This window comes from Amycolatopsis albidoflavus (genome assembly GCF_039525725.1).
GTDB classification, from domain to species: Bacteria; Actinomycetota; Actinomycetes; order Mycobacteriales; family Pseudonocardiaceae; genus Amycolatopsis; species Amycolatopsis albidoflava.
This window is the reverse complement of sequence record NZ_BAAAHV010000003.1, coordinates 52,049-71,285: the sequence shown is the minus strand read 5'-3', so window position 1 is coordinate 71,285 and position 19,237 is coordinate 52,049. Positions and strand designations below refer to the sequence as shown.

Here is a 19,237-nt window from a genome sequence, read left to right as displayed (position 1 = left end):
GACGCTGACCTGCGCTCCTTGCACTCGACCCCGGAGAGTGCTAAACACGGCATTGGCACTCGACGCCGTCGAGTGCTAGGCGAGCGGTCACCGACCGCCTGCCTGAAGGTCGGGACGGTGAGGCTGACCCACCGGTCAGTCGTCCGTCGCGGGCACCGAGCCTGGCCGAGGACGTGTCCTGCTGCCGCCGCTGGAGACAGCGCGGCGGTGGCGCCCAATACCGGAGGACCACACCGCAATGGCCAAACTGATCGCGTTCGACGAGGACGCCCGCCGCGGTCTTGAGCGCGGCTTGAACACCCTCGCCGAAGCCGTCAAGGTGACCCTCGGCCCGCGGGGCCGGAACGTCGTGCTCGAAAAGAAGTGGGGCGCGCCGACGATCACCAACGACGGTGTCTCCATCGCCAAGGAGATCGAGCTCGAGGACCCGTGGGAGAAGATCGGGGCCGAGCTCGTCAAGGAAGTTGCCAAGAAGACCGACGACGTCGCGGGCGACGGCACCACCACCGCCACCGTGCTCGCCCAGGCGCTCGTGCGCGAGGGCCTGCGCAACGTCGCGGCCGGCGCCGACCCGATCTCGCTGAAGCGCGGCATCGAGGCGGCCGTCGAGGCCATCACCGAGCAGCTGCACAAGGCCGCCGTCCAGATCGAGACCAAGGAGCAGATCGCTGCTACCGCCTCGATCTCGGCCGCTGACCGCACCATCGGCGAGCTGATCGCCGAGGCGCTGGACAAGGTCGGCAAGGAAGGCGTCGTCACCGTCGAGGAGAGCAACACCTTCGGGCTCGAGCTGGAGCTCACCGAGGGCATGCGCTTCGACAAGGGCTACGTGTCCGGTTACTTCGTGACCGACCCGGAGCGCCAGGAAGCCGAGCTGGAGGACCCGTACGTCCTGCTCTTCGGTTCCAAGATCTCCAACGTCAAGGACGTCCTGCCGCTGCTGGAGAAGGTCATCCAGTCCGGCAAGCCGCTCCTGATCATCGCCGAGGACGTCGAGGGCGAAGCCCTGGCGACCCTGGTCGTCAACAAGATCCGCGGCACCTTCAAGTCCGTCGCCGTCAAGGCCCCGGGCTTCGGCGACCGCCGCAAGGCGATCCTGCAGGACATCGCGATCCTGACCGGCGGCCAGGTCATCTCGGAAGAGGTCGGCCTCAGCCTGGACAAGGCGGACCTGTCGTGGCTGGGTCGCGCCCGCAAGGCCGTGATCACCCGTGACGAGACCACCATCGTCGAGGGTGCGGGCGACGCCGACCAGATCCAGGGTCGCGTCAACCAGATCCGCGCGGAGATCGAGAACTCCGACTCGGACTACGACCGCGAGAAGCTGCAGGAGCGGCTCGCGAAGCTGGCCGGCGGCGTGGCCGTCATCAAGGCCGGCGCCGCGACCGAGGTCGAGCTGAAGGAGCGCAAGCACCGCATCGAGGACGCGGTGCGCAACGCCAAGGCCGCCGTGGAAGAGGGCATCGTCGCCGGCGGTGGCGTGGCCCTGATCCAGGCTGCCGAGGCCGCGTTCGCGGGCCTGAAGCTGACCGGTGACGAGGCCACTGGCGCGAACATCGTCAAGGTCGCCGTCGAGGCTCCGCTCAAGCAGATCGCGATCAACGCCGGCCTTGAGGGCGGCGTCGTGGCGGAGAAGGTCAAGTCGCTGCCGCAGGGCCACGGCCTGAACGCCGCCACCGGCGAGTACGAGGACCTGCTCGCGGCCGGCGTGCCGGACCCGACGAAGGTCACCCGCTCCGCGCTGCAGAACGCCGCTTCCATCGCGGCGCTGTTCCTGACCACCGAGGCTGTCGTCGCGGACAAGCCGGAGAAGGCTGCTGCCGCTCCGGCCGACCCGACCGGCGGCATGGGTGGCATGGACTTCTGAGTTCGGCTGCTTTCCGGCGAAGCCCGGTTCACCTTCGCGGTGGGCCGGGCTTCGCCCGTTTCTGCACTAGCTCCCGGGGCACGGCGCCGGGCGATCAGTCTTCGGGCGTCAGCACGGCCGCGGCGGCGTAGACCGGGAGGATCACCCCGGCCGACAGCACGGCCCCGGCGACCGCGGCGATGCGCACCATCGAAGGGTCGACGTTGAGGTAGTTGGCCCATCCGCCGCACACGCCGGTGAGCATGCGGTCGGAGCGGCTGCGGAAGATCTTCTTGGCCGGTGCGGCCTGCACGTTGTCCGTCATGCCAGCAATACTCCGCGACCGGGGCGCGCCGCACATCCGGGATCGCCCCGGAGATAGCCCCGGGGCCGCGACCCTGAAGTCTCCCTTACCCGCTGATCCGGCGGACCCGCTCGAACCGGTCCAGCCACGCCGCGGCCACCTCGGGCGACGCGGCGAATTCGGGGTACCGGTCGGGTTCCGGGGCCTGCCGCGGCACTGGCAGATAACCGTCCACAGGGGACAGAGTGTCGGTGCAGACATCCCCGCGCAGCAACGACATCGTGCCGAGTCCGCAGGCGAAGTCCAGCTCCGGCAACGCCCCGGCGAGCGCGAGCCCGGCGGCCAGCCCGACGCTGGTTTCCACCGCCGACGACACCACGCAGGGCAGCCCGCACGCCTCCGCGACCTCCAACGCACGCCGCACGCCGCCGAGCGGGGCGACCTTGAGCACGGCGATGTCGGCGGCTCCGGCGACCGCGACCTTCAGCGGATCTTCCGCGCGGCGGATCGATTCGTCGGCCGCGATCCGCACTGACACGCGACGCCGGACGGCAGCCAGGTCGTCGATCGTGGGGCAGGGCTGCTCGGCGTACTCCAGTCCACCGGCCGCGCGGTCCAGTTCGCCCAGCGCGTGCACGGCGGTGTCGACATCCCACGCAGTGTTGGCGTCGACCCGGATCGCGCCGGACGGACCCAGGGCGTCGCGCACCGCTTCGATGCGCGCGCAGTCCTCGGCGAGCGTCGCGCGTTTGTCGGCGACCTTGACCTTCGCCGTGCGGCAGCCAGAGGTACGGACCAGTTCGTGCGCGCGCTCGGGCGACACAATCGGGACTGTCGTGTTCACCTCAATACGGTCGCGGACCGGCGCGGGCCAGCCTTCTTCGCTCGCTTCGAGAGCGGCGGCGAGCCACGGCGTGCTCTCGATGTCCGAATAGTCGGCGAACGGGCAGAACTCGCCCCAGCCGGCGGGGCCGCGGAGCAACAGTCCTTCACGGACGGTGATGTCCCGGAACCGGGTGTGCAGCGGGAGCGCGTAAACCTGCATGACTGCCGATCATGCCATCGCGGCGGGGACGGGAACCGAGGTGCCGCGGGGGCCGTCTCAACGCCACAATGGAACGTGTGGACGGCCTCGATTTCCGGGTGCTCGGCCCGGCCGAGGTGCTGGCCGGGGACCAGGTGGTGCCGCTGGGCGGCAGCCGCCCGCTGATCGTGCTCGCCGGACTGCTGCTGCGGGCGAATCGGCTGGTGTCGGTCGACGTGCTCAGCCACTGGCTGTGGGGCGACGACCAGCGCCGGTCGAAGGGCGCGCTGCAGACATATGTCCTGCGGCTGCGCCGGGCGCTCGGCGACGGCGCGGCGATCCGCACCGAACGCGGCGGCTACCTGTTGGAAGTCGACGAGAACGCGGTGGATCTAGGCCGGTTCCGGCAGTTCGCGGCGCGCGGCCGCAGCGCGGCGGAGCGAGGCGAACACCGGCGGGCGGCGGGGTATTTCGAGGACGCGCTGGGGCAGTGGCGGGGTTCGGCGCTGCAGAACGTGGAGTCGGACGCGCTGCACCGGGACGAGGTCGGACAGCTCGCCGAGGAACGCACGCGGGTGCGCGAGCAGTGGGCCGAGACGCTGGTGACCGTCGGCGAGTACGACACCGTCGTGCCTGAGCTGGAGCGTCTGACGCGCGAACATCCGCTGCGCGAGAGGCCGCACGAGCAACTGATGTACGCGCTGCTCCGCTCCGGGCGGCAAGCCGAAGCTTTGGACGTCTACCGGCGGATCAGCGGGTTGCTCGCCGAGGAACTGGGCTTAGACCCCGGTGCCGGTCTGCAGCGCGCACACCGGCTAGTACTGGGCGGCGACGAGGGCACCCGATTCCGAACCCCTCTGGAACCTCATGTGCCGCACCAGCTTCCGGCCGACCTCGGCGCTTTCGCGGGCCGGGCGGCGGACTTGAAGGCCCTGCGCGCGTTGCTTCCGGAAGCCCTGGACGACGGCACCTCCACACCGATCGCCTCGGTGGAAGGCATGGGCGGACAAGGGAAAACCACCCTGTCTGTCCACTTCGCACACCAGATCGCCGACCGATTCACGGGCGGCCAGGTATTTCTGGACCTGCGCGGCTACGGCCCGGGCGCGCCAGTGTCGCCGATCGCCGCGCTGGAAACGATGCTCGCCGCGCTGGGCGTCCCCGCCGACCGCATTCCGTCCGGTTTGGACGAACGCGCGGCGACTTGGCGTACTTACACCACCGGCCGGCGCTTGCTGGTGGTGCTGGACAACGCGAACAGCACCGAGCAGGTGCGTTCGCTGCTGCCCGGACCCGGATGTCTGGTGGTGGTGACGAGTCGCTGGCAACTGCGCGGACTGGTGGCGACTCACGGCGCCCGCCGAATCGCTCTGTCCGAATTGGACAGTGAAGAGGCAGTGGAACTTCTCGCGTCGGCCATCGGCGTCGAACGAGTACACGAGGATCCCGTCGCGGCCGAGCGCTTTGTCCAGTATTGCGGCGGACTTCCGCTGGCGATCCGAATCCTCGCCGTGCGCGCGGCCCAGTTCCCCAGGCTGCCGCTGGACGAGTTCGTAGCAGCCTTGCCCTCGGACGCGGGCCGGTTGAGCACCTTCGACCTCGGCGACGGCGACGAGACCAATATCCGCACAGTTTTCTCCTACTCCTACCGGGTTCTGTGCCCGGCCGCGGCCCGGCTTCTGCGATTGCTGGCCCTGTCCGCCGGTCCGGATTTGTCGCTGGGCATGGCAGTCGCGCTCAGCGGCCGGTCCGAAAAGGAGACTCGCGGCGCTCTCGACACGCTCGTTTCGACTCACTTGCTCATCCAGCCGAAGCCCGGCCGGTACCAGTTCCACGACCTGATCCGCGCCTATGCGAATGAATTGTCGGAGCAGGAGGACGACGCCGCGGAGCGTGCGGCAGCCAGCTCGCGGCTGCTCGACTGGTTCATCGCGTCGGCACGGAACGCGGGTTTGGCGATGCGCCCGAACCAGCTGATGGACGAAATCGGCTCGATCCCGTCGGCTGGTGCACTGGAATTCTCGGACTTCCACCGAGCTTTGGCCTGGTTCAGCGAAGAGCACGGGAACCTGATTTCGGTGATCCAATGGTCGTTCCGGATCGGCCGACACGCGCAATGCTGGCGGCTGGTCTGGTCGCTGTTCACCTATTTCGCCGGACGCGCGCGAGTCGACGAATGGCGGTACGTCTTCGAGATCGGCCTGCGAGCAGCGCGAAACTCCGGCGAACGGCATGGTGAAGCGGCGATCCTCAATGGACTCGGAGTGATCGAGGGAGTCGCCCGGAATTACGTGCTGGCGCGCGAATACCTGGAGCAGGCGCTAACCGTGCAGCTAGAACTGGGCTCGCTGCCAGGGGAGGCGCGGGCGCGCTACAACCTGGCGATGACCGCGCAGGGCATCGAAGATTTCCCCGAGGCGTACCGACATGGCCTGCGTTCACTGGAAATCACGCGGGAGCTGGGTCTCACCTCGGTGGAAGCGAACGTTTTGCGCGCTTTGGGCGACCTGTGCGCGATGATGGGCGACTACCCGCAGGCACTGTCGCTAGCAGACGAGGCGCTGGCCTTGGTCCCGGCGGACGATTTGCCACAGGGCCGCTTCTCGCTGGCCGCCCGCGCCCGCGCGCTGCTGGGCTTGGGCCGGCACGTGGAGGGCATCGAGTGCCTGTCGGAAGCGGTCGACATGTTCTTCGCGATGGACGAGGAGTACGAGGCCGCGGATGTCCTGTCAGAACTGGGAACAGCGCATTTGCGCTACGGCCGAACCGCCGCCGCACGAGACTGCTGGCTGCGCGCGGTCCGGTTGTTGACTCGGTTGGATCACCCGGATGCCGATCGGGTGCGGGCGCAGCTGGCTGGGTTGGTGCGGGGGTAGCTTCGGCCCCGCCGCTCCTGAGGGGCGGTTGGTTGCGTGGCTGGACCATCCGGATCGCGGTGCGGTCGCACTTGGTTGGTTCGATGCGACGGTGCCGCGGTGGCTTTGGACTGCTGGTTGCACGCGGACGGCATTGACGCGGCTGAAACATCCGGACGCGGTTCGGGCTGGGTTGGCGCGGGGAAGTTTCGGTGGTACTGCGGCGGCACGGGACTGCGCGTTGCAAGCAACTCGGGCTGGGCCGTCTCGGCGAGGGCCGGGCGTGAGCGCAGCTAGTGGGCTTGGTGCGGGGAGGCTTCGGCTGCGTCGCTGGCGTGCGGGCTGTTGTTTGCTCGGTCTGGATTGGGCACAGGCGCAGATGGCTGGTAGTTCCAGTCGCATTGCGGTGGCGAGGGCTGGATCGAGTTCGGGCGCAGGCTGCTGGTTTGGCTTGGGCGGGCTTCGGCCGGATTGCGGTGGCGCGGATCGTGTGCGAATGCAGGTGGCTCTCGTGGTGCGGGATTAGCTGCAGCCGTGCTGATGCGGCGCGGGACTGGTTTGAACCATCCCAACGCGGGCGGGCGTAGTTGGCCGACTTGGTGCGGGGAGGCTTCGGCCGTTTGGCGGAGCGGCTCTCCCGATGGTCGCCTGAGGGCGCCGGGCGCGGTGGTCCGCGTGCCGACCCCCAGTGGCAGCACGTAGACCACCGGCGGCCCGTACCGCCACCCAACCGAAGTGCGCTCACTGTCCGCTCACTGTGCCGGGCCTGTTTCGGTGGCAAGGTCCAGCATGCGGGTGAGCGTGACGGCATTGTGCGGGGCCGCGGCATTGCTGTCGTTGTCGAAGTAGACATGCACGTCTCGGCGGCCGCCGTCGTGCCATTCGGTGATCTTCGCGGCCCAGGCGCGCAGGGCTGCGTCGGAGTAATTGCTGGTGTAGAGGTCTTCCGAGCCGTGCAATCGGAGGTAACTGAAATCAGTGGTCTGGTCCTCCCGGTACGGCCACGGCGCGGCGGCATCGGCGGTGACCAGGGCGACTCGATGTTCTTTGAGCAGGTCTGTTGCCTCGGTCGTGGTGAAGCTGGGGTGGCGCACTTCGAGCGCGTGCCGCACTGGTCGATCGGGGCCGGATTCCAGGAAGGATTCGGACTTGAGTTTGTCGTCGTGCTTCGCTCCGAGCGCGGCTGCTTCGCTGGTGGTGTGCGGGAGCTGGCCTAGAAACGTGGAGACTCGATCGGGGTCGAAGGCCAGTCTCGGCGGGAGTTGCCAGAGGAACGGGCCCAGTTTGTCGGCGAGCGCGAGGACGCCGGAGGCGTAAAAGTTGGCGAGCGCGGTTTCGACGTCGCGCAGCTGTTTGAGATGGGTGATGAACCGGCCGCCCTTGACCGCGAACAGGAATCCGGCCGGGGTTTCGGCGTGCCAGCCGCGGTATCGCTCCGGGCGTTGCAGTGAGTAGAAGGACCCGTTGATCTCGACGGCGTTCGTCCGGCGGGAGAGGTACTCGAGTTCGCGCCGTTGCGGCAGGCCGGAGGGGTAAAACGCGCCGCGCCACGGCGGGTATCGCCAGCCGGACGTGCCCACTCGGATCTGGCCGATCTCGCTCACCGCCTTTCGCCGCCGAGGGTTCCCGTGCGGACGGTTGCGGTAAACCCGTCCGCGCGGCTGCTTTCCGGACAGGTGGGCTAATGATTGGGACATGCGTCCTGATCGAAGGGACGTGGGTCTCATGGGGTTGACTCCGTTGCCTGGCCGTCGGGTCGGGACGCGGAGGGGACGGCGAGAACGCGAATGGGCGGACGGCGGCGATTGCCGCGGCAGAGAAGGAAGATCGCGGGAGCCCGGGCCGATGGGGCGAAGTTTCGACGGGGTGCGCGACGCGAACTGGAGGTGCGAGCGCGGCGCGAGGACACGGACGGCGGTACGAGGCAGGGGAACGGCAGGAGGGTGGCGGGCACCGCTTCTCCCCGTTCGGCGGGGCGACTCTTGCCTGAGTCGTGGCTCGTCGAATCTGCCGGACCTGGCTGAGGCAAGTGCACGCTCGTCCCAGCCGCCCAGCCGCCCAGCCGCCCAGCCGCCCAGCCGCCCAGCCGCCCAGCCGCCCAGCCGCCCAGCCGCCGGAGGGGAGTTCGCGTTCGTCGCAGCTGGCCTGGCCAGCCCCGTCATGGGTCCGGCGATGCTCGCCTGACCCGGCAGGCCGCGCCACCCAGCCGGAGGCAAGTTCACGTCCGTCCCGGCTGGTCCGGCTAGCCCTGACCGAGTCCGGCGGAACCTGCCCAGTGCGGCAGGCTGCTCCGCTGAACCAGGCAGGACTGTCGGGTCCGTCAGATCCGCGAGGCCTGCGAAGCCCGCCAGATCTGCGGGGTCCGCCGAATCCGCCAAGCCCCCAGATCCGCGAGGCCCGTCGAATTCGCCACGCCCGTCACGGGATCGGCGGAACCCGAGCAAGCCCCGGCCCAGCCGCCCCGCTCCGCGCTTCATTACTTCCTCAGGCCCACGAGAACCTCCATCGGCGGCTCTGTACCAGGGAACTCGCGTACTCCCGCAGGTTCCCTGGCTGGGCCAGGTACGTCGGGAGGCTGAAGGCGCGGTGTTCGGCGGCCACCGTCAAGGCCCTGGCGTGGGTGCGGGGCGGGGCGGAGACCGACAGTTCCAGCGTGTCGAAGCCGAGCGTCACCAGGGTGGCGCCGAAGCGGTCTTCCCAGCTGCGCAAGATCGCTGACAGTTCCGCGACCTGGTCCGTCGACTTGATCATGCCCGTCCAGCCGATGAGAGCGGGGACATCCGCTGGGCGGTCGGCTTGCACCAGGCCCAGCCGGTGGGGCGTGCGGGCGGCCAGGATCGAGCCGGTGTTGCCTGCTTCGGCCAGCGGGTCCGAGCGGCGGTGCGAGCGTTTCGCCAGCCCGGGGAAGCGGGTGCCGAACGGGCGCAGGCAGGCTCCATCACAGCAGGAACCGTCCCACCAGCGGGCCAGGACTTCGGCTGGGTCGGCGTTGCCGACGCGGTGGCCGGCGGGTGCGAGGCGGCCTCGGTCGTCCAGCCAGTCTTCGCCGCGGGCGGTGAAGCGCTGGTCGGGCGGGATCAGCACCGGCCACAGCCCGGAGCGCTCGAACTCGGCGACGCAGCTCAAGTACCGCTGCGGCCGCGCGAGCGGCTCCTCCGACACCCAGATGCGCCCGTGCCAGCGCCCTGGCGGCAAGGTCTGGACCGGCGGTGCCCCGACGCCGGGGCGGAACGGTGCGATCGTCATGAGCTTCCCCTCGAACTGGTGTTCGGTGCCTGCATATCGAACAGTAGTTCGAATCACCGACAATTTCCAGCGCGCAGCTCGCTCATCCGTTCGAGTGAATCTGGAGGAAGCCCAGGTCGAGGACAGAAAAGTCAGTGCCGGGAGACTCGGCGCACCCGGACCGCCACGAAGAGGCCGATCGCGATCGCCACCGCGGCCAGCACGACGTACTGGAACACCGACGCGTACCGGTCCACCAGCGACCAGCTCTCGCCGAGCAGGTAGCCGGCCACGACGAACGCCGTGTTCCACAGCAGGCTGCCCGCCGTCGTCAGCAGGAGGAACCGGCCGAACGGCATTCGTTCGACGCCCGCCGGCAGCGAGATCAGGCTGCGGAAGATCGGCACCATCCGGCCCAGGAACACGGCCTTGCCGCCGTGCCGGGTGAACCACGCTTCGGTCCGGTCGAAATCCGTGGCGTTCATCAGGGGCAGGCGGCTGAGCAGGGCCCGGCATCGGTCGCGGCCGAGCAGGGCGCCCAGCCAGTAGACGATCACGGCGCCGGCCAGCGAGCCCAGGGTTGTCCAGAAGAGGGCACCGGCGAGGCTGAAGGTGCCGCGGCTCGCGGAGAAACCGGCCAGCGGGAGGACGAGTTCGCTGGGGATCGGCGGGAAGAGGTTGTCCAGGCCGACGACGATCGCGGCGCCGATGCCGCCAAGAGAGTCCATCAGGCCGACGGCCCAGCCCGCGAGTCCGGTCAGGGGTTCGGCGGGGGCGGCGAGCAAGAGGTTCACGGGAGTCCTTTCACTTCGGATGCGACGCTTTCGAAGGTAGAAAGGCAAGGCGCGCAACACATTGCTGTCAGCCACCCGGAGAAATGCGGGAAACCGCAGCAGGGCTGGTGGCGGAGGAATCGACGCATTGCGCTCGCTCGCGCGGAGAACGCGGGAACGGCGGCAGGGTGGGTGGAGTTCGCTGGTCTGGGAAAACTGCGCAGCGAGGTCGGTGGGGTGCTCGCTGATCTGGAGAAGCGCGGGAAGTCGCAGCCGGGTGGGTTGAGCTGGTCCGAAGAACCGAGGAAACCGCCGCGGGCGGACGTAGCCGGATCACCGGCGTCGCGTCGTGCAGGCTCGCGCGGGCGGAGGCCAAGGCATCGACGCCCACCTGGAGAAATGCGGAAAACCGCAGTACTCCGCCCCCGCCCGGCTGGCTAGCCTGATCACCGTGAACAGACCGCGAGTGCTGCGCCGGACGGCGGGCGTCGGCCTAGGTGCCCTGACGGCGCTCATTGAGGTGCCGTACGTGGTCCTCACCGTGCCGCTCCTCGTCATCCCTAAAGCACGGCCAAAGGTGCTCCGCGGCGCACGCAGGCTCGCCGAAATAGAACGCACCCGCCTGCAGCGATTCTTCGACGCCAGCAACGGCGACGACTACGACGGTCGCCGAGCCCTGCAGTACCTCGTTCCGCGCAGTCTCACCGGGCTTCTCGCGCTGGGCGTATGGGTGTGCATCGGCGCAGGTGCAGTGGCTGGCGCGCTCTACTTCGCCCAATTGGTCACCGGGCGAGCGCCTGGCGGAACTCCAGACGGGACGTTTCTGGACTGGCTCCCGGTACTGGCCCTCGGCGCGATCGCGGTATTCCTTTGTGGACATGGCCTGATCGGAGCAGCCGCGCTCGACAGGAGGCTGGCGAGGCGGTTCTTCGGGCCGAGCAGTCAAGAACTGTTGCGGCGCAGGGTGTCCGAACTGGCGACGACCCGGAGCGAAGTGGTCGAGGCGGTCAACGGCGAACGGCGTCGCATCGAGCGGGATTTGCATGACGGGGTGCAGCAACGGCTGGTCGCGCTCGGGGTACTGCTCGGCCGCGCGCGTCGGGCTGGCGACGCGGAGAGGGCGGCTGAGCTGGTCCGGCAGGCGCACGAAGAATCGCAGGAAGCGTTGCGCGAGTTGCGAGAGGTGAGCTGGCGCGTATACCCGATCGCGCTCGACGAAAGCGGTCTGGAGGCGGCGCTGGAGTCCTTGGCTGAGCGCGCCACGATCCCGGTCGACCTTCGCTACGCGCTCGACGAGCCGTCGCCGGAGGTGTCCACAGTGGTCTACTTCGTGGCATCGGAGTCGGTCACCAATGCGGCCAAGCATGCCGGTGCCAACAAGGTCACTATCGACGTCCGCGGTGAAGAAACCGGAATCCTCGCAGAGATCACTGACGACGGTCGCGGCGGCGCGAGAATAGGCGAGAGCGGCGGATTATCCGGGCTGGCAAGGCGCGTAGCGGCGATGGACGGCGAGTTCTCCGTACAGAGTCCCGAAAACGGGCCGACCGTAGTGCGGGTGACGCTGCCGTGCGAGTGATCCTGGCTGAGGACGCGACGCTGCTCAGGGAAGGCCTCGTACGGCTCCTGGCGGAGGAAGGTCACGAGGTACTCGCCGCGGTCGGTGACGGCGAGAAGCTCCTCGAAGTGACCGCCGAACACCAGCCTGACGTGGTCGTCACGGACGTCCGCATGCCGCCGACCCACACCGACGAAGGGCTGCGCGCCGCTCTCGAAATCCGCGAACGCTGGCCGGACACCGGTGTGCTCGTGCTGTCCCAATACGTCGAGAAACGCTACGCGGCCAAGCTCATCGGAGGCGGCGACGGCGGCCGCGTCGGCTACCTGCTCAAAGACCGGGTGGCGCAGGTCGGCGACTTCCTCGACGCACTGGACCGGGTCGGTGCCGGCGGCGCGGCGTTCGACCCGGAGGTGGTGCGCAGGCTGGTCGCCCGCACCTCGCACGAGGACGCGCTCGCCCGGCTGACCCCGCGCGAGCGCGACGTGCTGGAGAAAATGGCGCAGGGCCACACGAACGCGAGCATCGCGACGCTGCTGTACATCTCGCAGAGCGCCGTGGAGAAGCACGTGAACGCGATTTTCGACAAGCTCGACCTGCCGCAAGCGAAGGGGTACAGCCGACGAGTGCTGGCCGTTCTCCGTTACCTCGGTTCGTAAATCACAGTGGTCGGCGCAAATCCTCCGCGTCGACGATGTGGTACGCGTACCCCTGCTCGGCGAGGAATCGCTGCCGGTGCGCCGCATACTCGGTGTCCACTGTGTCCCGCGAGACGATCGAATAGAAGTGCGCCTGCCGTCCGTCGCCCTTCGGGCGCAGCAGCCGGCCAAGGCGTTGCGCTTCCTCCTGGCGCGAGCCGAACGTGCCCGACACCTGGATCGCCACCGACGCTTCCGGCAGGTCGATCGAGAAGTTCGCCACCTTCGACACCACCAGCGTGCGCAGTTCGCCGCGGCGGAACTTGTCGAACAGTTCCTCCCGCTCCTTGTTCCGCGTCGCGCCCTGGATCACCGGGGCTTCCAGTTCCGCGCCCAGCATTTCCAACTGGTCGAGGTACGCGCCGATCACCAGGGTCGGCTCGCCGGCATGCTTGTCCACAATGGACCGGATCACCGGGATCTTCGTCATCGCCGTGGCCGCGAGCTTGTACCGCTCGTCGGCGTCCGCGGTGGCGTACTGCAGCCGTTCGGACTCGGTCAGCGTCACCCGCACCTCGGTGCATTCCGCGGGCGCGATCCAGCCCTGCGCCTCGATGTCGCGCCAGGGCACGTCATACCGCTTCGGGCCGATCAGCGAGAACACGTCGCCCTCGCGGCCGTCCTCGCGCACCAGCGTGGCGGTCAGCCCGAGGCGGCGCCGCGACTGCAGGTCCGCGGTCATCCGGAACACCGGCGCGGGCAGCAGGTGCACCTCGTCGTAGACGACCAGGCCCCAGTCGCGCGAATCGAACAGGTCGAGGTGGCGGTACTCGCCCTTGGTCTTGCGCGTGACCACCTGGTACGTCGCGATGGTGACCGGCCGGATCTCCTTCTTCTCCCCGGAGTATTCGCCGATCTCGTCCTCGGTGAGCGACGTGCGCGCGACCAGTTCGCGCTTCCACTGCCGCCCGGCGACGGTGTTGGTGACCAGGATCAGCGTGGTCGCCTTGGCGTGCGCCATCGCGGCCGCGCCGACCAGCGTCTTGCCCGCGCCGCACGGCAGCACGACGACGCCGGAACCGCCCGCCCAGAACGCTTCCGCCGCCTGCCGCTGGTAGTCGCGCAGGTGCCAGTCTTCCTCGGCGAGGTCGATCGGGTGCGCTTCGCCGTCCACGTACCCGGCGAGGTCCTCGGCGGGCCAGCCGACCTTCAGCAGGGCCTGCTTGAGCCGGCCGCGTTCGGACGGGTGCACGATCACCGTGTCGTCGTCGATCCGCGAGCCCAGCATCGGGCTGATCTTCTTGTTGCGCGAGACCTCTTCCAGCACCGCGCGGTCGGTCGTGGTCATCACCAGGCCGTGCGCGGGGTGGTTGGCGATCTGCAGCCGCCCGAACCGGCCCATCACGTCCACGACGTCGATCAGGAGCGGCTGCGGCACCGGGAAGCGCGAATAGGTGGTGAGCGCGTCCACCACCTGTTCCGCGTCGTGCCCGGCGGCGCGCGCGTTCCACAACGCGAGCGGTGTGATCCGGTAGGTGTGCACGTGCTCGGGCGCTCGTTCCAGTTCGGCGAACGGCGCGATGGCGATCCGCGCGTCGCCGGCACGCGGATTGTCGACCTCGAGCAGCACGGTTTTGTCGGACTGGACGATCAGGGGGCCATCAGTCACCTCTCCTTTATACGTTCCCTCCCGGACCGCGGCCCGGGGATGCCAAGATGACGGGACGAAGCCGCGGGAGGGGACCCAGTGACCACACCACCGTTCGGCGTGCCGCCGGCCGCGAACCCGTACCAGGCGCCCCCGCGGCTGCCGGTCCAGGGCGGCCCGAAACGGGTGTCGGGCAAGCAGAAGGCGCTCTTCGCCGGGCTCGTCGTCGTGGCGCTCGGGCTCGGGACGCTCGGCGCGTTCGGGTTCGCCGCGATCGCGCGTTCGGCAGGACCGCCGGTCGCGGGCAGCTGCCTCTATCTCTCGTCGTTTGGCTCGGAGACGCAGACCTACACCGGCGCGGACTGTTCGTCGCAGGCCGCCACCTACCGCGTCGACACCGTCGTCAAGGGCCGGGCTTCCTGCCGCGGCGAGGACTACGTGCGGTTCGAGCTGTACTCGTCGTCGTCCCGCACCAGCGGCAGGCCGACCCAGACGCTGTGCCTCGCGCTGAACGTCGCGTCCGGCGAATGCGTGCGCGACGTTTCGGACGAATCGAAGGTCGGCAAGGTCGCCTGCGACGACCCCAAGGCGGAAGCGCGCGCGGTCGTGCACGACGGCGCGAAGTCGGCGTCGAGCTGCGGTGACAAGGACTTGTCGTTGGTCTACGCGGGGCCGCCGGTGCGCACGATCTGCCTGCAGCCGACCGGGGCGAGCATCTGACGCCCTCGTGCGCGGTTAAGCCGATTAGAACCGGCTTAACCACTACAACGCATTGGGCAGCATCGCCGCCACGTCGAGCCGGTTGGCGAGCTGCCCGGAGCTGTGCATGAGGTCGGCCACGCGCTGCAGCCGGGTCGCCGACAGCGTGGTCGGGTAGCTGCCGAGCGAGATCAGCGCGGCGGTGGTCTGGTCGATGTCGGAGAACGACGGCAGCGCGTCGCGGATCTTCGCCGAATCGGACGCGGCGAGCTGGGCCTGGGTGAGGACGTTCCGGAACGCCGTCAGCGTGCGCGGGTTCGCGGCGGCGAACTGGCCGGTCGCCGCGTAGCCCGACGCCGGGAAGTCGAGGGTCGCGCCGGTCGAGCCGTCCGCGAGCACCTGCGCGCCCAGCTCCTTTTCCGCGCGGGTGATGTAGGGCTCGACCATCAGCGCCGCGTCCGCGTCCCCGGACTGCAGCGCGGCGGGCATCTGCCCGAACGGCCGGGCCACGAATTGGATCTTCGATTTGTCGACGCCCGCCGTGCCGAGGACTGCCCGCGCGGTGAGCGCGCCGATGTCGTCGGGGGAGTCCACGGCGATCGTCGGCGACTTCTTCGCGGTCGGTTCGGTGTAGTCGGACCCGGGCAGCGTGACGAGCGCGATAGTCGTGCGGCCGAAGGTGTACGCCTCGCCTTGCAATTGCAGCGCGGTACCCGATCCCGCGGCGCGGAACAGGGACACGTCGCTGCCGAATGTCACATCGACCTGTCCGGCTTTCAGTTTTTCGACGCCGTCGCTGTCGCCGAGTTCCACCAGTTGGACGTTCAGCCCGGCCTGGCGGAACTTTCCGGCCGCGACGGCGATCCGCAGCGGGGCGGTGTCGATCGGGCTCGCGACGCCGACCCGCAGTGTCGCGCGTTCCGGCGGTTGCGCTTGTCCGGCGTCACTGGATCCGAACATGGAACAACCGCTGAGTGCGAACAACGTCGCCACCAGCGCAAACCTCAGACCGGTCGCTTTCACTCGCCATCCCCTGCCGGGAGAATCTCTGCCTCGTGCTGGATCGTATGGGCCGCTGCCCATACGATCGCCCGCAGGGCCGTGCCCCCGCCAGGGTGGCTTCCCGATCTTTTCGCTGGAAGCTACCGCTTGGTAGTTTTCGGCCGGAGCCCGAGGACGTCCGTGGGCAGAGGTTCCCGCGGCGGAAAAGGAAGCACAGGTGACCCGTCGCGACGACCGTCCCCGTTCGGGTGACGCGACGGATCCGGCTGCCTCGCGCCCGGTCGGCGGCCGGTGGCGGCTGCGGAACTGGCGGCTGCGCACCAAGCTCTTCGTCGTCCTGCTGATCCCCGCGCTCGCCGTGGTCGTGCTGGTCGGCCTGCGGGTCAACAGCGACCTGCGCGACGCCCGTCAGCTCGCCGAGTTCGCCGCCCGCTGCCGCGTCGACACGACGGTCGCCGAGGTCGTGCACCAGCTGCAGCGGGAACGCGACGTCACGGTCCGGTTCGTCGCGGGCGACCGCAAGGGGGCCACCGACGTCCTCGTCGGCCAGCGCACCCGGGTCGACCTGGCGATCGGCGCGTTCGAGCGGTCGCTCGCCGACAGCAAATCGCGGCTCGACGATGCCGCGGCGGGCGATCTGCAGCAGAGCGACGACCGGCTGCGAGTACTGGGCGGCCTCCGGTACTCAGCCGAACACTCGGCGTATCCGGCCGACGCGGTGCTGCGCTCCTACAGCGAGCTGATCTCCGGCCTCCTCGACATCAGTGACACCGCCGCGGCCGACGTCACCGAACCCGATCTCGCGCGGCTGCGGCTGGCCGGGAACGCGCTCGCGCGGATCAAGGACCAGATGTCGGTCAAGCGCGCGGTCATGTCCGAGGCGATCGCGCAGGGCACGCTCAACCGGGACCGGACGCGCGCGTTGCTCGGCGCGGAAGCCGAACTGGCCGCCGCGCGCAGCGACTACCGCACCTTCGCCACTCCCGATGAGCAGCGGATGTACTCGGACACGGTGATCGGCATCGTCGTCGACATCGGCAACGACATGGTCGAGTCGGCGCTCACGCGGACGGAGAACAACCAGTCGCTGTCCGGCCTGGACGCGAACCAGTGGGACACCGCGTCGACGTACACGGTCAATCTCGCCCACCAGGTCCAGCAGGCGCTGCTTGTCCAGCTCCAGGAGAAGACGGACGCCCGAGCCGCCAGCGCCCGCGCGTCGACGATCTGGGACGGCGGAATCGTCATCGGTGTCCTGTTGGTCGCCGGTGTCCTGTCGGTGGTGATCGCGCGTTCGCTGCTGCGGCCGTTGCGGATCCTGCGCCGCACCGCGCTGGAGGTCGCCGACCACCGGCTGCCCGAGGCCGTGCAGCGGCTGCTCACCGAGCCGGATCCGGCGCCGGAAAACCTGCGGCACCGGGCGGCGGTCGCGCCGGTGCCGATCTTCACCCGCGAGGAAGTCGGCCAGGTCGCGCGCGCGTTCGACGCGGTGCACGGCGAGGCGGTCCGGCTGGCCGCCGAGCAGGCGATGCTGCGCGAGAACGTCAACGCGATGTTCGTCAACCTGTCGCAGCGCAGCCAGGACCTGGTGGAGCGGCAGCTGTCCGTGCTCGACCGGATGGAGGCGGGCGAGCAGGACCCGGACACCCTCGGCGGGCTGTTCGAACTGGATCACCTCGCCACCCGGATGCGGCGCAACAGCGAGAACCTGCTGGTGCTGTCCGGCACCGATCTCGTGCGCGAGGACAGCGGACCGGTGGTGGCCGACGAGATCATCGGGGCCGCACTGTCCGAAGTGGAGGATTACCAGCGGATCGAGGTCGGCCCGGCCCCGGCGCTCGCGGTGCGCGGCGAAGCGGTGAACGACCTGGTGCACGTGGTGTCCGAGCTGCTGGAGAACGCCACCCGGTACTCCGGGCCGCAGGCGGCGGTCACCGTCGAGAGCGCGCGGACTCCGGACGGGGCGTGGCGGATCGAGATCACCGACCGCGGCGCGGGCATGCCGCAGGCGGAGATCGACCGGACCAACGCGCGGCTGGCGCATCCGCCGGAGGTCGACGTCGAGGTGTCGCGCCGGATGGGGCTGTTCGTGGTCGCGACGCTGGCCGAACGGCACGCCATCGCGGTGAAGCTGAGCCCGGCCGAGGGACGCGGTCTCACCGCGACGGTCGTCGTCCCGGCGGCGTTGATCACCGAAGCCCCGCCGCTGCCGCAGCCGCCCGCGCCGATCGAACCGGAACCCGCGCCGGAGCCGGAGCTGCTGGCCCCGCTCGCGCCGCTGACGCCGGTCGAAGAGCCGGAGGAGCCCGCCGAACTGGTCGCGCCGACCCTCGACGACGCCGGTCCGCTGCGCCGCGCGCCGGTGGTCGAGGAAGCGCCGTCGTGGCCGGTCGAATCGGCGCGGTCGCACCTGGAGATCGACGCGCCGACGGACCGGATGCCGGCTTATCGCGACGTGCTGTCGCGCTGGTTCGACCTCTCGGCCCCGGCCGAGGAGCCGGTGGCGCCGGAGCCGCGCGTCGTCGCGCCGATGCCGGAGGTGCCCGCCTTCGAGCCGGACTACCAGGCAGCCGAGCCGAAGCACGCTTACGAAGCACCGCCGGAGTTTCCGACCGACGACCCGGACGAGGCGGCCCCGGAATGGCCGGCCCCCGCGCACGCGGAACAGCCGGAGTGGCCGTCGCCGGAGCACCTGGAACAAGAGGACGGGGCCGAGGACACCTGGCCGTTCCTGCGGGTCGCCGACGTGGCGGGCGGCCCCGCAGCGGCGCAGGAGCGGCGGCCGATACTCTCGCTTTCCCCCGACGCGGTGCGCGCCCGGATGACGAGCCTGCAAGGCGGCTTCCGGCGCGGCAGGCACGCCAGGGGGGAAGACACCCCGCCACTGGATCGAAACGGATGAGGCATGAGGTCGAACACCGCCCTGCTGGAAGTGATCGCGCTGGGCTCCCAGGACGCGGAGCGGGCGCAGGAGGGCGGAGCGGACCGGCTCGAACTGGTCGCCGACATGGCCAGCGACGGGCTCACCCCCAGCGAGGCGACGGTGCGCGAGGTGCTCGCGGCCACTGATCTGCCGGTGCGCGTGATGCTGCGCGCGGAGAACACTTTCGACGCCCGTGCGATCGACGAGGTGCGCGCCTCGGCGGCCCGGCTGGTGTCCGCGGGCGCGCGGGAGTTCGTGTTCGGCTTCCTGACCGAGGACGGCGAAGTCGACGTCGACGCGTGCCGTGCGCTGCTGAAGGAGATCGACGGGCTGCCGTGGACGTTCCACCGCGCCATCGACCGCTCGCGCGATCCGATCGCCGCGTACGACGTGCTGACCGAGCTCGGCTGCGACACCGTGCTGGCGGCCGGGCACGCGAACGGTGTCGCGAGGGGACTGTCGGTGCTGCAGCAGCTGGCGCGGCGCACCGACGGCCCGGCCCTGTTGGTCGGCGGCGGGTTGCGGGCGCAGCAGGTGCATTTGCTGCGGGCGGGCGGCGTGCGCGGATTCCACGTCGGCGGCGCGGTGCGAACGTCCGGTTGGGACGCTCCGGTGGACGCGGCGGCCGTGCGGGAATGGGCCGAACTCGTCAAAGGCTGACGCTCTAGTCCATTCGAGAAGGGAACCTCGCCGGGAATTCCAATTCCGGCAAGGTTCCCTTCTTCGCTTGACGACCACAGTG

The 19,237-nt window shown here is 69.6% G+C and carries 14 protein-coding genes; 7 read left to right on the top strand and 7 right to left on the bottom strand.

Annotated features, from left to right (window positions below; genetic code table 11):
• Positions 1–238: 238 nt before the first annotated feature.
• Positions 239–1,867 carry a chaperonin GroEL gene (groL, locus tag ABD156_RS01285; RefSeq protein WP_344264958.1) on the top strand — a complete coding sequence of 543 codons (1,629 nt, stop codon included), beginning with the start codon at positions 239–241 and terminating at the stop codon, positions 1,865–1,867.
• A gap of 94 nt (positions 1,868–1,961) precedes the next feature.
• Here groL and ABD156_RS01280 read toward each other — a convergent pair whose 3' ends face one another.
• Together ABD156_RS01280 and ABD156_RS01275 are read right to left on the bottom strand one after the other, a co-directional pair.
• Positions 1,962–2,171: a PspC domain-containing protein gene (locus ABD156_RS01280; protein WP_037807882.1), complete on the bottom strand. Its 210-nt coding sequence runs from the start codon at positions 2,169–2,171 to the stop codon at positions 1,962–1,964.
• Positions 2,172–2,256: 85 nt separating this feature from the next.
• On the bottom strand, positions 2,257–3,195 hold the full coding sequence (locus ABD156_RS01275; protein WP_344264951.1) for an o-succinylbenzoate synthase: 939 nt from the start codon (positions 3,193–3,195) through the stop codon (positions 2,257–2,259).
• Positions 3,196–3,263: 68 nt separating this feature from the next.
• Between ABD156_RS01275 and ABD156_RS01270 the strand changes: the two genes are divergently transcribed.
• Positions 3,264–6,050 carry an AfsR/SARP family transcriptional regulator gene (locus ABD156_RS01270; RefSeq protein ID WP_344264948.1) on the top strand — a complete coding sequence of 929 codons (2,787 nt, stop codon included), beginning with the start codon at positions 3,264–3,266 and terminating at the stop codon, positions 6,048–6,050.
• A 731-nt stretch (positions 6,051–6,781) separates the two neighbouring features.
• On the opposite strand, the gene ABD156_RS01265 is transcribed toward ABD156_RS01270, so the two are convergent.
• The 3 genes from ABD156_RS01265 to ABD156_RS01255 form a co-directional block, all read right to left on the bottom strand.
• On the bottom strand, positions 6,782–7,633 hold the full coding sequence (locus ABD156_RS01265) for a DUF72 domain-containing protein (RefSeq protein WP_344264945.1): 852 nt from the start codon (positions 7,631–7,633) through the stop codon (positions 6,782–6,784).
• Positions 7,634–8,513: 880 nt separating this feature from the next.
• Entirely contained in the window at positions 8,514–9,275 is a 762-nt protein-coding gene (locus tag ABD156_RS01260; RefSeq protein ID WP_344264942.1) for a DUF4253 domain-containing protein, read from the bottom strand.
• 131 nt (positions 9,276–9,406) lie between these two features.
• A complete protein-coding gene (locus ABD156_RS01255) occupies positions 9,407–10,048 on the bottom strand; it encodes a DedA family protein (protein ID WP_344264939.1) in 642 nt (213 codons plus the stop codon).
• Between the two features lie 430 nt (positions 10,049–10,478).
• Here ABD156_RS01255 and ABD156_RS01250 point away from each other — a divergent pair, with 430 nt between their 5' ends.
• Positions 10,479–11,606, top strand: coding sequence for a sensor histidine kinase (locus tag ABD156_RS01250; RefSeq protein ID WP_344264937.1), 1,128 nt, complete (start codon positions 10,479–10,481; stop codon positions 11,604–11,606).
• Complete coding sequence (locus tag ABD156_RS01245) at positions 11,597–12,244, top strand: response regulator (RefSeq protein ID WP_344264934.1); 648 nt, start codon at positions 11,597–11,599, stop codon at positions 12,242–12,244. The genes ABD156_RS01250 and ABD156_RS01245 overlap by 10 nt, the downstream gene beginning before the upstream one ends.
• A gap of 1 nt (position 12,245) precedes the next feature.
• Here the strand turns inward: ABD156_RS01245 and ABD156_RS01240 are convergent, their stop codons facing one another.
• The gene (locus tag ABD156_RS01240) at positions 12,246–13,892 is read right to left on the bottom strand and encodes a DNA repair helicase XPB (RefSeq protein ID WP_344264931.1); all 1,647 of its coding nucleotides are present in this window, start codon (positions 13,890–13,892) and stop codon (positions 12,246–12,248) included.
• Between the two features lie 78 nt (positions 13,893–13,970).
• Here ABD156_RS01240 and ABD156_RS01235 point away from each other — a divergent pair, with 78 nt between their 5' ends.
• Positions 13,971–14,591 (top strand): LppU/SCO3897 family protein, encoded by a 621-nt coding sequence (locus tag ABD156_RS01235; protein WP_344264928.1) that lies wholly within the window; start codon positions 13,971–13,973, stop codon positions 14,589–14,591.
• Positions 14,592–14,633: 42 nt separating this feature from the next.
• On the opposite strand, the gene ABD156_RS01230 is transcribed toward ABD156_RS01235, so the two are convergent.
• Complete coding sequence (locus tag ABD156_RS01230; protein WP_344264925.1) at positions 14,634–15,530, bottom strand: ABC transporter substrate-binding protein; 897 nt, start codon at positions 15,528–15,530, stop codon at positions 14,634–14,636.
• Between the two features lie 259 nt (positions 15,531–15,789).
• On the opposite strand from ABD156_RS01230, the gene ABD156_RS01225 reads away from it, so the two are divergent.
• The gene (locus tag ABD156_RS01225; protein ID WP_344264922.1) at positions 15,790–18,474 is read left to right on the top strand and encodes a nitrate- and nitrite sensing domain-containing protein; all 2,685 of its coding nucleotides are present in this window, start codon (positions 15,790–15,792) and stop codon (positions 18,472–18,474) included.
• Between the two features lie 3 nt (positions 18,475–18,477).
• A complete protein-coding gene (locus ABD156_RS01220; protein WP_344264919.1) occupies positions 18,478–19,155 on the top strand; it encodes a copper homeostasis protein CutC in 678 nt (225 codons plus the stop codon).
• Positions 19,156–19,237 lie beyond the last annotated feature (82 nt).